The organism is Xanthomonas hortorum (assembly GCF_040279205.1).
GTDB lineage: Bacteria > Pseudomonadota > Gammaproteobacteria > Xanthomonadales > Xanthomonadaceae > Xanthomonas > Xanthomonas hortorum_F.
The window spans coordinates 1-14,211 of record NZ_JBEOLS010000036.1; the positions used below are offsets into that span (position 1 = coordinate 1).

General features: G+C 64.5%; 8 protein-coding genes. 4 read left to right on the top strand and 4 right to left on the bottom strand.

The window, feature by feature from the left end; translation table 11 throughout:
- Positions 1–430: 430 nt before the first annotated feature.
- The 4 genes from ABS769_RS14240 to ABS769_RS14255 are packed head-to-tail and all read right to left on the bottom strand — an operon-like array spanning position 431 to position 5,572.
- Entirely contained in the window at positions 431–709 is a 279-nt protein-coding gene (locus ABS769_RS14240; protein WP_006449705.1) for a hypothetical protein, read from the bottom strand.
- Positions 699–3,047: an FdhF/YdeP family oxidoreductase gene (locus tag ABS769_RS14245; RefSeq protein ID WP_317060367.1), complete on the bottom strand. Its 2,349-nt coding sequence runs from the start codon at positions 3,045–3,047 to the stop codon at positions 699–701. Before ABS769_RS14245 ends, ABS769_RS14240 begins: the two co-directional genes overlap by 11 nt.
- A complete protein-coding gene (gene fdhD, locus ABS769_RS14250) occupies positions 3,044–3,889 on the bottom strand; it encodes a formate dehydrogenase accessory sulfurtransferase FdhD (protein WP_104551728.1) in 846 nt (281 codons plus the stop codon). Before fdhD ends, ABS769_RS14245 begins: the two co-directional genes overlap by 4 nt.
- 6 nt (positions 3,890–3,895) lie before the next feature.
- Positions 3,896–5,572, bottom strand: a complete 1,677-nt coding sequence (locus tag ABS769_RS14255; RefSeq protein WP_317060365.1) for an OFA family MFS transporter — start codon at positions 5,570–5,572, stop codon at positions 3,896–3,898.
- Between the two features lie 396 nt (positions 5,573–5,968).
- Between ABS769_RS14255 and ABS769_RS14260 the strand changes: the two genes are divergently transcribed.
- The 4 genes from ABS769_RS14260 to ABS769_RS14275 all read left to right on the top strand — a co-directional run bounded on the left by ABS769_RS14260 (position 5,969) and on the right by ABS769_RS14275 (position 14,211).
- Positions 5,969–7,333: an aspartate aminotransferase family protein gene (locus ABS769_RS14260; RefSeq protein ID WP_350498185.1), complete on the top strand. Its 1,365-nt coding sequence runs from the start codon at positions 5,969–5,971 to the stop codon at positions 7,331–7,333.
- Positions 7,334–7,458: 125 nt separating this feature from the next.
- On the top strand, positions 7,459–8,313 hold the full coding sequence (locus tag ABS769_RS14265; protein WP_350498186.1) for a plasmid replication/partition related protein: 855 nt from the start codon (positions 7,459–7,461) through the stop codon (positions 8,311–8,313).
- A gap of 291 nt (positions 8,314–8,604) precedes the next feature.
- Positions 8,605–9,909, top strand: a complete 1,305-nt coding sequence (locus tag ABS769_RS14270) for a DUF445 domain-containing protein (RefSeq protein ID WP_074057291.1) — start codon at positions 8,605–8,607, stop codon at positions 9,907–9,909.
- Between the two features lie 207 nt (positions 9,910–10,116).
- Entirely contained in the window at positions 10,117–14,211 is a 4,095-nt protein-coding gene (locus ABS769_RS14275) for a response regulator (protein WP_317060361.1), read from the top strand.

The following is a 14,211-nucleotide window of genomic DNA, read 5'->3' on the forward strand; positions in this document are numbered from 1 at the left end:
TTTGTGGTGGGGTGTCCTCACGTTTGGGCGGACGGTGTGGCGGCATGGATGCCGCCACCGAGCCTACAGGGACGTACTTGCGGCGTGTCCCGCGAGCGGTGAGGGCACCGCGCGCTCGACTAACCAGGCTTTTGACCTAAGCATTTGACTGCATCGATGACGACGCACCGATCGAAAGATTGGTTGGCTTTGAGTAGTTGAACAATGCGGATAGATCGCTTGTAGAGCCGACGATCTTCGGCTTGGCTGCAGGGCCCTTGCCCGCCCACCATCGCGGGACACGCTGCAAGTACGTCCATGTAAGCTCTTACGTGGCATCCATGCAGCGTAAGCCCCGCGACGGTGGGCGGGCAAGGGCCAGTCGAGATGGTCGGTGTGCATGTTGAGAAAGTCGACGTGCATGGTTGCATGCAAACAACCAGCAACTTTCTTAGTCAACGGGTGGCGCTTGCGCCGTTTCGCGCTGCGCATGCGCTGCCAACCCGGCAGGCGTCAGCAGCGCGAATTGCCGCTCGCCGCGGTCTTCCACCTGGATCCAACCCGGACCAGGTTGGCCATCAAGACTGGCGCTGCCCAGCCAGGCCAATGTGCGCAGCAGCACGCTCATGCGCACGCCCAATTGCTTGCACAACCGCGCCAGCGACACGCCGTCGGGCGTGTCGGCCAGCGCGGTGAGCAGCTGCGCGGTGAGCTGTGGATCAGCGGACAAGCACGGCCCCGATATCGCGTGATGCGGCATCCGCAGTCTCGGCGCGATGCGGCAGCACTATCACCGGAATCGACTTGGAGGTGGGCGTACGCGCTTCGTCGGCGAAGCTGGAAAGCGGCACCAGCGCGTTGGTTTCCGGGTAGTACGCCGCCAGACAGCCGCGCGGGATGTTGTAGTCCACCAGCAGGAAGCGGCGCGCCTCGCGGTGCACACCGTCCTCGCACAGGCTCTCCAGATCCACCCAGTCACCGGCCTTCATGTTCAACGCTGCGATGTCTGCGCCGTTGATGAAGAGCACGCGGCGCTCGCCGAATACGCCGCGATAGCGATCGTCCAGGCCGTAGATGGTGGTGTTGTATTGATCGTGCGAGCGCGTGGTGGCCAGCGTAAACACCATCTGGTCGCTGTGGCTGCGACGTGCGCGGTGGATCGGGTTGTCGGTCGGCACTGCGTGCGGCTTGAACACTGCGCGCTGTTCGGGCGTCACCCACTGGCGATCGCGCGCGGTGTTGGACAGACGGAATCCGCCCGGCGTGCGCACGCGCTGATTGAAGTCGGCAAAGTCCGGGAATACCTGCGCGATCAGATCACGCACCCGGTCGTAGTCGCCTACCAACCAACGCCAGCGGATTGCGCTGCGCGCACCCAACGTGGCCTCGGCCAGACGCGCCACGATCGCCGGCTCGGACAACAGGTCCGGCGAGGCCGGCGGATTGATGCCGGCCGACAGGTGCACCATGCTCATCGAATCTTCCACCGTCACGCCTTGCGAGCCGGCGTCCTGAATGTCGATTTCGGTGCGCCCCAGGCACGGCAGGATCAGCGCATCACGCCCATGCACCAGGTGGCTGCGATTGAGCTTGGTGGTGACATGCACGGTCAATTCGCAATTGCGCAGCGCACGATGCGTGGCGTCGGTATCGGGCGTGGCGGCGGCGAAATTGCCACCCATCGCGAAGAACACCTTGCCGCGCCCGTCCAGCATCGCCTCGATCGCACCGACGGTGTCGAAACCGTCTTCGCGCGGTGGCGCGAACCCGAACAGCGTCTGCAACTTGTCCAGAAACGCGGCCGGCGGTTTTTCGTAGATCATCATCGTGCGGTCGCCCTGCACGTTGCTGTGTCCGCGCACCGGGCACACGCCCGCCCCCGGCCGGCCCAGATGGCCGCGCAGCAACAGCAGGTTGGTGATCATGTGGATGGTGGCCACCGAATGCTTGTGCTGGGTGATGCCCATGCCCCAGCAGGCGATCACACGCTCGGCATTGAGATAGAGTTCGCCGGCCTTGCGCAGCGCCGCTTCGTCCAGGCCGGACTCTTCGACGATGGTGTCCCAGGCTTCCGCATGCACATCGGCAGCGAAGGTGTCGAAGTTGGCAGTGTGCTCGGCGATGAACTCCAGATCCAGCAAACGCGGCGTGCCATCGCGCTGTGCCTGCGCATCGCGCTCCAGCACGTGCTTGATGATGCCCTTCACTGCCGCCAGATCGCCGCCGATCTTGAGCTGGAAATAATCCGAGGCGATGCGGGTGGAGCCGTTGTGCAGCATCTCCAGCTTGTCCTGCGGGTCGGCGAACTTCTCCAGCCCCCGCTCGCGCAGCGGATTGAATGCGGCAATTGCCGCGCCGCGCTTTGAGGCCTGACGCAACTCGCCGAGCATGCGCGGGTGATTGGTGCCCGGGTTCTGGCCAAAGATGAAGATGGCATCGGCCAGTTCGAAGTCGTGCAGCGACACCGTGCCCTTGCCCACGCCGATCTGCGAACGCAGCGCGGTGCCGGAGGGCTCGTGGCACATGTTGGAGCAGTCCGGGAAGTTGTTGGTGCCGAACTCGCGCACGAACAACTGATACAGAAACGCCGCCTCGTTGCTGGTGCGCCCGGAGGTGTAGAAGATCGCCTCGTCCGGCGATGCCAGTCCGTTGAGGTGACCGGCGATCTGCGCGAACGCATCGTCCCAGCTCACCGGCACGTAGTGATCGGTGGCCGCGTCGTAACGCATCGGATGGGTCAGCCGGCCCTGCCCTTCCAGCCAGTAATCGCTGTACTGCGACAGCAGGCTGACGCTGTGCGCGGCGAACAACTCGTTGCCGGCGCGACGCGCGGTGGATTCGGCCGCCACGGCCTTGGCGCCGTTCTCGCAGAATTCGAAGGTGGAGGTGTGATCGCGATCGGGCCAGGCGCAGCCGGGGCAGTCGAAGCCGTCCGGTTGGTTGGCGTGCAGCAGCGTCTTGGCGCCCTGCACCGCGATGTCCTGTTCCATCAGGTGCTTGGCTACCGAGCGCAATGCGCCCCAGCCGCCGGCGGGATTGTCGTACTGCTGGATGGTTTTCTTGCTCATGCGGGCTCTCCCACGCCAACGCCCAGATCCAGGCGCTGCGGATGGCTGTAAACGACACAATCGTGATCGCGGGCAAACCCGATCAGGGTCAGTCCCGCACTGTCGGCCAGGCTGATCGCCAGCGCGGTCGGTGCCGAAATCGCTGCAAGCAGCGGAATCCGGGCCTGCGCGGCTTTCATGGCCATTTCGTAACTGGCGCGGCTTGTGACAACCGCAAACCCTTGCGCTGCATCGACGCGGTCGCGCGCCAATGCACCAATCAACTTGTCCAGCGCGTTATGCCGGCCAACGTCTTCGCGCACGTAGCGCACAACCCCTTGCGCATCGGCCCAACCGGCGGCGTGCACGGCACCGGTTTGCGCGGCGATCGGCTGCTGCGCATGCAATGCATCCAACGCGCGCGCCAGAGCATCCACATCGATCTGCAGCGACGATTGCAGCACCGGCGGCACACGCAGCACCGCTTCGATGGATTCGTTGCCGCACACCCCGCAACCGCTGCGTCCATCCAGATTGCGCCGCCGCTGATCCAACGCGGCGGCGCGCTCGGGTGGAATCTCGATCTGCAACGAAGCGCCTTCTAGATACGTCTCCACCGCGACCACGCGCAGATCCTGCGGATGATCGACGATGCCCTCGCTCAACGAAAACCCGAGCGCGAAATCCTCCAGGTCCTCCGGCGTGGCCATCATCACCGCGAACGGCACGCCGTTGTAATTGAAGGCGACCGGCATTTCGGCCGCCACCATGTCCTGCACCGTGGCGCTGCGGCCGCCGCGGTGGCGACGGACCGTGCGCACCACACTACCGGGGCGCACGGAGCGGGCAGACGAAGTGGTCATCTCATCTCAATGAAACAGCACGAAGGCTTTTTGCAGCGTGACCCAGATACCAAACAGCATCGGGATACCGACCGCCAGCCACGCAAACACCACCAGTGCAGGATTACCACCATGCCCGATGCGCGCCATTTGCTCGGGCGGCAATACCCCATGCCCGCTGCGGTCCACTTTTTCGTGCGCCAGCTGCTTTTCGCGTGCCAGCTCGTCGGGCGTCATGAAGTGGCGCGCAGCCACCGGGCGCACCAACAGATTGCAGATCAGACCGAGCACCAACATGCCGGCGAGGATGTACATGGTGGTGTTGTAGACCTGTGACGGCGGGCTGCCGTGGGCCAGCTGGTACTCACGCATATAGCCGACGACCACCGGGCCGAGGATGCCGGCGGTGGCCCAGGCGGTCAGCAGACGGCCGTGGATGGCACCGACCATCTGGGTACCGAACAGGTCGGCCAGATACGCCGGAATGGTGGCGAAGCCGCCGCCGTACATCGACAGGATGATGCAGAAGATGCCCACAAACAGCGCGATGCCGCCCACGCCACCGGCCGACGGCGCGGCGGCGTACAGGCAGATGCCGAGCACGAAGAACAGTGTGTAGGTGTTCTTGCGGCCGAGCTTGTCGGACATACTGGCCCAGAAGAAGCGGCCACCGATATTGAACAGGCTCAACAGGCCGGTGAACCCGGCGGCAATGGCAGCGATGCTGGCCAGCTGGGTCGGATCCAGGCTGCCGAAGCCGACGTCCACGCCGATCAACCGGCCGCCGAACACTTCCTGCAACATCGGCGAGGACATGCCGATCACGCCGATACCGGCCGAAACGTTCAGGCACAGCACGCCCCACAGCAGCCAGAACTGCGGGATGCCCCAGACCTTGCTCACGTGCACGTGGTTGGCGGTGATCATGGCGTTGCTGCTGGCCACCGGTGCGGTCCAGCCAGCCGGCGTCCAGCCGCTCGGCGGGACGCGGTAGCCGAACGCACCGGCCATCATGAAGACGAAGTACAGCGCCGCCATCACCAGGAAGGTTTCCATCACGCCCACCGAGGTCGGCGTGGCGAAATGGCGCATCAATGCATCGGCCAGCGGGCTGCCGATCATCGCGCCGCCGCCGAAGCCCATGATCGCCATACCGGTCGCCATGCCGCGGCGGTCGGGGAACCACTTGATCAGGGTCGACACCGGGGAGATGTAACCCAGGCCCAGACCAATACCGCCGATCACGCCCGAGCCCAGCCACAGCATCCAGATCTGATGGAAGTGGATGCCTGCGGCCGAAATCACCAGGCCGCCGCACCAGCACAGCGCCGAGACCACACCAGCCTTGCGCGGACCAGCACGTTCCAGCCAACCGCCCCAGATCGCCGCCGAGCAACCCAGCAGCACGAAGAACAGCGTGTACATCCACTGCAGCTCGCTGATCTTCCAGTCGCAGGTGGTGGCGACCATGCGCGCGAACAGGCCCATGTCGGCCGGGCATGCGATCGCCTCGGTGATGCCCAGCGCCTTGGACAACGGCAGCCAGAACACGCTGAAGCCGTAGGCCATGCCGATACACAGATGGATCGCCAGCGCTGCCGGCGGAACCAACCAACGATTGAACCCCGGACGCGCAATGATGCGCTCCTTGGACAGCAGACCGGCGTCTGCGCTGGCTGTCGCCACGGTGGACCCTTGTGTCATTCCGTTCCCCAAAAAATACGATGAGTGCGATGTAGAGCGACCGACAAACAACTGCGCGAAGAGTGTGTCAGCGGCCCCGAATACGATTGATGGCTGCGATCGATTGGCGTGTTGCGATAAGGGCAGCAGCGACTACCAGGCCCAACAGGCAGTCGTCTGGCGCATCATCGGCGATCACTGGATCTTTGCAATGCTTCGACCCAGCCCCACACCCTGCCCGCGTGCCGCTACAGCCCGCGCCACAAGGCATTCGCAGAGGTTAGCGGCCGACGCTGCGACTAATTGACTAGTCCGTGCAGGCCGCGCGACGCGTGTCGCGGAATCGGCGTCGCAATCGGGCATTCCCAGGGGTGACGGGCGACGCGATGCCTGCCGTACAGTCATGCCATCCCCGCGATGGAGCCTGCAATGCACGACCACCCGCTGAGCGATCAGGCGCATGCGTTACAGGCACCCTCGCAGTTGGACGCGTTCTGGATGCCGTTCACTGCCAATCGCCAGTTCAAGGCACGCCCGCGCCTGCTGGCCTCGGCGGCCGGCATGTACTACCGCGATGTCGACGGCCGCCAGATCCTGGACGGCGTCGCCGGCCTGTGGTGCTGCAACGCCGGCCATGGCCGCGAGCGCATCGTGGCGGCGATCCGCGCGCAGGCCGGCACGCTGGATTTCGCGCCGACCTTTCAGATGGGTTCGCCGCTGCCGTTCGTGCTGGCGCAGCGGCTGGCAGCGATCGCCCCGCCCGGCCTGGGCCATGTGTTCTTTACCAACTCCGGCTCGGAGGCGGTGGATAGCGCGATGAAGATCGTGCTGGCCTATCACCGCCTGCGCGGCGAGGGCCAGCGCACCCGCTTCATCGGCCGCGAGAAGGCGTATCACGGGGTCGGCTTCGGCGGCATGTCGATCGGCGGGCTGCCCAACAACCGCAAATGGTTCGGCCCGCTGCTGGCCGGCACCGACCATCTGCGGCACACGCTCGATATCGAACGCAATGCCTACTCACGTGGCCTGCCTGCGCACGGCGCCGAGCTGGCCGACGATCTGGAACGGCTGATCACCTTGCACGACGCGTCCACCATTGCAGCGGTCTTCGTCGAACCGGTGTCCGGCTCGGCCGGCGTGATCCTGCCGCCGGAAGGCTATCTGCAGCGGCTGCGCGCGATCTGCGACCGCCACGGCATCGTGCTGGTGTTCGACGAAGTGATCACCGGCTTCGGCCGGGTCGGCGAGGCCTTTGCCGCGCAGCGCTTCGGCGTCACCCCGGACCTGATCACCGCCGCCAAGGGCCTGACCAGCGGCACGGTGCCGATGGGCGCGGTGCTGGTGGCCGATGCGATCCATGACGCCTTCATGCACGGGCCGGAAGCGGCGATCGAACTCTTTCACGGCTACACCTATTCCGGTCACCCGCTGGCCTGCGCCGCGGCGATCGCCACGCTGGACACCTACGCCGAAGAAAATCTTTTTTCGCGCGCGATCACGCTAGGCCCGCAGTGGGAAGACGCGCTGCACAGCCTGCGCGGGCTGCCGCACGTGATCGACATTCGCAACGTCGGCCTGATCGGCGCGATCGAGCTGGCACCGCGCGACGGTGCGCCGGGCGCACGCGGCTACGAGGTATTCGAGCGCTGCTTCCACGACGGCGGCCTGCTGGTGCGCGTCACCGGCGATGTCATCGCGTTGTCGCCACCGCTGATCATCACGCCCGAGCAGATCGTGCAGATCGTCGAAACGCTGGGCAAGATCCTGCGCAGCATTGCTTGATGACAGCGGCTCGATGACAGCAGCGTAAGCGCCCGCGTGTAGCGCCCGGGCGCGTCGCGGTCAAGCGCGCAAAGCCGGTGCAGGCTCACTACAATGCCGGCCCCGCACTTCCCCGCAGTTGCCGCATGAACATCGTTGTCAAAGAAGAACTCAAGGCCTATATCGACCCGCTGACGCCCGACGAACACGAGGCGCTGGAACGCAGCCTGCTGGCCGAGGGCTGCCGCGATGCGTTGGTGTTGTGGGGCGATGTGCTGGTGGATGGCCACAACCGCTACGGCATCTGCCAGAAGCACGATCTGCCGTTCCAGACCGTGCAGAACCCGCGCTTCCAGTCGATGCAGGACGTGCATCTATGGATGATCGAGCAGCACCTGGGCCGGCGCAGCGTGTCGGACTTCCAGCGTGGCGTGCTGGCGCTGCGCAAGCGCGAGATCCTGGCTGCGCGCCAACGTACCCAGCGCGATGCCGACGCCGCTGCCGAAGCGCCAGTGGTCGGCGATGACCAGCCCGACACCGGACTCGATGACAGCGCCGCACGCAGCACTGAAGACAGCGACAGCCCACCGTGGGAAGAGACCTCCACCCCGGTCAGCCGCGCCGAGCTGGCGCGTGAGGCACGCCTGAGCAACAACCAGGTGGTGATGATCGAGCGCATTCACAAACAGGCCGCCCCGGAAGTGGTGCAGGCAGTGCGCGCCGGCGAGATTTCGATCAGCGCCGCTGCCGCCGTGGCGACCTTGTCCGAGGACGAGCAACGCGCCGCCGCCCAGGCCGGCAAGGCCGAGCTCAAGCAGGCCGCCAAACGGGTGCGCGATGCCAAGCGCAAACCCAAATCCGACGAAGCCGAAGGTAGCGAAGCCGAACGCCGCGATGTGAAAGCGCTGCAGCGCCGCGTCACCGAGCTAGAAAACGAAAACGCCGCGCTGCTGGCCAAGGTAGCTGCGCTGCAGTCGCAGCTGGAGCGTCTGCGCGGCTGAGTGCACGCCCGACCGCAGCGCGTCACCCGTAGGAGCGCACCTGGGCGCGATGGGCTTTCCCGGTAACGCCATCGCGCGCAAGCGCGCTCCTACCGAACCATCACGCCGTGATCGCAAACGGCAAACTGCCCAAGACAGCTCGCTGCACCCACTCGTAGGAGCGCCCTCGGGCGCGATGAAGCTTTCCCGGTAACGCCATCGCGCCCGAGGGCGCTCCTACGGCGACGCCAGCAGCGTTGTCAGGCATCGCCGTGGACATGCCATCCGCACGCGACTGGGTACACTCAGGCCATGGAACCAAGCGTCAGCACTCCCCGCCCCATCGATCCCCGTCGTGCCCAGCTGCAGCGCATGAAGCTGTTGGCGGTGGCCCTGTTGCTGGCCATGTTTGCCGGCTTTGTCGTCAGTCACCTGATGGGCGAGCAAGGCATCTGGGCCTGGGTGTCGGCCTTCTGCGAGGCAGCCACGGTGGGCGCGCTGGCCGACTGGTTCGCGGTGGTGGCGTTGTTCCGCCGCCCGATGGGCCTGCCGATTCCACATACCGCCATCCTGCCGCGCGGCAAGGACCGCCTGGCCGACGGCCTGGCCGGCTTCGTGCGCGACCAGTTTCTCGCCCCCGATGCACTGATGGACAAGCTGCGCGTGTTCGACCCGGCCAGCCGGCTCGGCGAATGGCTGGCCAAACCCGAGCAGGCCCGCATGCTCGCGCAGATGGCGCGTGGCTGGATGCAGCAGGCGCTGGAGTTGCTGGACGAAGAAGCCGTGCGTGGCGCGATCCAACGCTTCGTCGTCGACCGCCTGCGCAAATGGAATGCCGCCGCCACTGCCGGCGATGTGATGGCACTGCTCACTACCGACGGCCGTCATCAGAAGTTGCTGGATGAAGTCCTGCTGCGGCTGGGCGAATGGCTGGACCAGGAACAGGTCAAGACGCGTGCCTCGGCATTGATCGTGCGCTATGCACGCCGCGAGTGGCCCAAGCTGGTCGGCACGGTGAACTGGGTCAAGCCGATCGAAGAGATCGGCGACAGCCTGGCCGACCGCATGGCACGTGCGGCGATCGAAGAACTGCAGGACATTCTCAAAACGCCAGAGCATCCAATCAGACTCGACTACGAGGCGTGGCTGCAGCGCTACATCGCGCGCCTGCGCGACGAGCCGGAAATGGCCGTGCGCGTGGAAGAGCTCAAGCAGCGCGCGATCGAACATCCGGCGCTGCAGGAGTATGTGCAAGGCCTGTGGGGCGAGATTCGCGATGCGCTGCGCAACGACCTGGCGCGTGAACAATCGTCGATGGCCGCGCATATGGAGCGCTCGATGCAATCGCTCGGCCAGGCGTTGTCGTCGGACCCCTCACTGCGTGAAGCACTCAATCAGCATATGTTGCAGGCTGCTGACAAACTGACCTCGCGCTTGCGTGTCTCGGTGACTGAACATATTGCTTCGACGATGAAAAGTTGGGACGAACGTCACCTCGTCGAACAATTGGAATTGGGTGTCGGACGCGATCTGCAATACATTCGGTTCAATGGAACGCTGGTTGGTGGATTGATTGGCCTTGCTCTTCATGCGCTGTCGATCTGGCTTGCGTTCTGATGCACTGGCAGTGACCTGATCACTTACTGACAGCTGCCCAATCACGGCCAGCCGCTGACGGCCACCTATTATTTGCCGGCCACCAATGGCACGTTGCAGCACAAGGGGAGTGCTGCACGGACTGGATCATCTTCAAGCGGTACCACGAGGCCGACCTCGCCGTCGGCCAGGACACTGGGCACGCAACAGCAAGGCAAAGGAAACAAGATGCCGAATGGCCGCTGGGATCTGCGCAGGAAGTACGGGCGCCGTACCTCGATCGGTGCACTGCTGATTCTCACCGCAGGTTTGATCGCCGCCATCCTGACCGGGCTTGCGGTGCATCGGCATAACGAACTCGAGCGTGAGCAGCGTTTCAACTATGTGGTGCGCAACCTGTCGCGCAACATCAGCGAGCGCATGTATACCTTCGAACATGGCTTGCGCGGCGCACGCGGCGCGGTGATCGGCGCAGGCAGCGGGCTCATCAGTCGCGATCGCTTCACGCAGTACAGCCGCTCGCGCGATTATTCGCGTGAGTTTCCCGGTGTGCTGGGTTACGGCTATATCCATCGCGTGGCGCCCGCCGACGAAGCGGCCTTTCTGCAGGCTGCGCGTGCCGACGGTGCGCCCGATATCCATCGTCGCCCGTTGGCGCCCTGGGATGGCGAACGTTTCATGGTGCTGTATTTTGAACCCGAATCCTCGGGCAACCGGCCGCTCGGGTTGGACATCGCCTCCGAGCCGCGCCGGCGTGCCGCTGCCCTGCAGGCATCGCGCAGCGGTGAGCCAATCATGACCTCGCCGGTCTCGCTGTCGGGGTATCGCATTCCCAGCGAAAGCGGTTTTCTGGTGCTGCTGGCGGTCTATCGCGAAGACATGCCGCTGCAGACGCCGCAACAACGCATGCTTGCGACCACCGGCTGGGTCTATGCGCCTTTCAGCGTCGAACAGATGGTGCAAAGCACCCTGGGCGAACGCGACGATGTTGCGCTGGATCTGTCCGACAAGAACGAGCCGACCCACACGTTCTATCGCAGCGGCACGCCGTCGAGCGACAGTGCGCGTCGTCCGCCGATTGTCCAGTTGCTGCCGATCTATGGGCGCACCTGGATCATCACCGCGCACCCCACTGCCAGCTTTCTCGCCTCGCTCCATCAGACCTCGCCGTGGTTGATAGGCAGCCTGGTGATGGGTGGCTCGGTGCTGTTCGCCGCGCTGCTCTGGCTGTATTTCAGCAACGGATTGCGCCGCGAAGAAGTGCTGCGCAAACAGATGGAACTGGCCGCACTGGTCAGCAACTCCAGCGAAGCGATCGTTGCCGAAACTCCGGATGGACGCATCACGCACTGGAATCCGGCTGCCGAGACGATGTTCGGTTACAGCTCGGAAGAGGCGATCGGCCGCACCTTGGCAACGCTGTTGTTGCCGCAACCGTATGCGGTCCCGGAAGTCGAACACCCCGACGAGCCGCATCCGGTGATGACCTCTGCAGCGCAGATCATGCGCCACCGCGATAGCCACGCAGTCTATGTGCTGGCCAGCAAGGCGCCGATCCTCGAAGGCGACGACACCCTTACCGGGCATTCGCATTTCTTCCGCGACATCTCCGAGCGGGTGCGCTCGCACCAGCGCATCGTCGAGCTCAATGCATCGCTCGAACACCAGGTGGCCGAGCGCACCAGCGAGTTGGTGAAATTCTCGGCGCTGCAACGCGCGATTCTGGCGCATGCCGGTTACGCCATCATCGCCACCGATTCCAGCGGCTTTGTCACGCTGTTCAACCCAGCCGCAGAAAAATTGCTGGGTTACAAGGCCGAAGAGGTGATCGGCCGGCGCAAGGCCAGCCAGTTCATCGAGCCGGAAGAACTGCAGGAGCGTGCGCACATGCTGGCCGACCAGACCGGCACACCGGTGGCGCACACCTTGGAAGCGGTGGCCGCGCTGACCAGCCTCGGCCGCAGCGACACCAGCGAATGGACCTACGTCAGTCACGAGGGCCGTCATCTGCCGGTGCTGCTCACGCTGAGCACCTTGCGCGACGACAACGATCAGGTGATCGGCTACCTGGGCGTGGCGGTGGATCTCACCGAGCAGAAACTGCACGAAAAACAGCTGCGTCTGGCAATGGACGCGGCCAAGAGCGCCAACCAGTCCAAGTCCGATTTCCTGGCCAACATGAGCCACGAAATCCGCACCCCGATGAATGCCATCCTGGGCATGCTGTATCTGCTTCAACGCAGCGAATTGCCTGTTGCGGCGCTGGACATGGTCGCCAAGATCGATCGGTCTGCACGCTCGCTGCTGGAGATCATCAACGACATCCTGGATTTTTCCAAGATCGAAGCCGGGCGCATCGATCTGGAACGCGCACCGTTCGACCTCAACCAGCTGTTCGACAATATCGCCGACCTGATGCGTTCTTCGCTCAGCGCCAAGCCGGTGGAAATGATTGTCGAACCGTTGCCGCGCGACAGCCGCTGGCTGCTCGGCGATGCACTGCGCATCAATCAGGTGCTGGTCAATCTGGTCGGCAACGCGATCAAGTTCACCGAACAGGGCGAGGTGGTGCTGTCGGTGCGGCGCTTCCCCAGTGGCGACCCGAACAAGCTCAAGCTGTTGTTCTCGGTACGCGACACCGGCATCGGCATTTCCAAGGAAAAGCAGAGCCTGATCTTTTCGCCGTTTCTGCAAGCCGACACCTCCACCAGCCGGCGTTACGGCGGCAGCGGCCTGGGCCTGACCATCAGCCGGCGCCTGATCGAATTGATGGGCGGCGAGCTGGAAGTGGAAAGCGTGCCCGGCCGCGGCAGCGAATTCTATTTTGTGGTGACGCTGGAAAAGTCCGCACCGCCGCAGGCACAGCGCGAGTTGCCGACGTTGCCGTTGGAGTCGATGCCACGCGTCCTGATCGCCGACGACCACGATGCGGCGCTCAACAATCTGGTGCGTATCGCCACCGAACTCGGCTGGCGTGTGGATGCGGTGGCCAACGGCCAGGCCGCGTTGCAGGCGATCGAACAGGCCAGCGAGCCTTACGACATCTTCCTGCTCGACTGGCGCATGCCCGATATCGATGGCGTGGCGATCGCGCGCCAGATACGCGCACGTGCAACACCCGGCCCGCATCCGGTCATCGTGATGGTCACCGCGTACGAGCGCCGCCTACTGGAGCAACATCCCGAGCAACAGGGTCTGGATGCGGTGATGACCAAACCAGTGACCAGTGCAGCGCTGCATCGTCTGGTGGAACAACTGTTCGACGGACGCGCCGCCGCGCGAGCCGCCACACCCGCCTTCGTCGCACGCCGGCTGGAAGGCGCGCATCTGTTGCTGGTGGACGACAGCGAGATCAACTGCGAAGTGGCACAACGCATTCTCGAAGGCGAAGGCGCCATGGTCACCGTGGCGCACGATGGCGAGCAGGCCATCAACACACTCAAGCGCGCGCCGGATCTTTTTCATCTGGTGCTGATGGATGTGCAGATGCCGGTGGTGGACGGCTATGAAGCCACGCGGCGGCTGCGGCAGATCCCTGCCCTGGCCAGCCTGCCGGTGATTGCGCTCACGGCCGGTGCGTTTCGCCCGCAACAGGAAAAAGCGCTGGAAGCCGGCATGAACGGTTTCATCGCCAAGCCCTTCAACGTGGAGGAACTGATCGCTGCCATCCGCCATTTCCTGCAGCCTGCACTGCACCGCATTCCCGCGCTTGCCCCGCAGGCCGAGCTGCACGCCGGCCCTGAGTGGCAACACGCCGATTCGGAACTATTGGATGCGGCTCGCGCACGCAGCCTGTGGCGCGAACGCGAGCCGTATGCGCGTTATCTGCTCAAACTGCTACGCGACAATCCGGACCCGGCCGAAACCGCCGCCGAGCATCTGCGCAACAACGAACTGGCCGCCATCGGTGCGCTGGCGCACAAGCTGCGCGGCGCAGCAGGGTCGCTGGCATTACCAGCGCTGGCGGGTGCCGCCGGCGATCTGGAAAACCGCATCGATGAAGGCCACGACCTCACCTCTGCGTTGACTGCGCTCAAAGACACCATGCAGCGCACCGCTACCGCGATCCATGCCTTCCTGCAAGACAGCGAGGGCGACGAAGTCATTGTCGACGATGGTCTCGCGCTGGACGACGACAGCGTGCAGATCCTGCAGGCGGCGTTTGCCAGCGACGATGCCGACAAGATCGACCACGCGTTGCTGATCTGCACCCCACAGTTGCCGGGCAACTTGCTGCAGGAACTGCAACGCGCCATCGAGGATTTCGACTTCCGTCGCGCCGAAGCCACGTTGCGCGACTGGCAGGCCACTCACTTCCGCTGA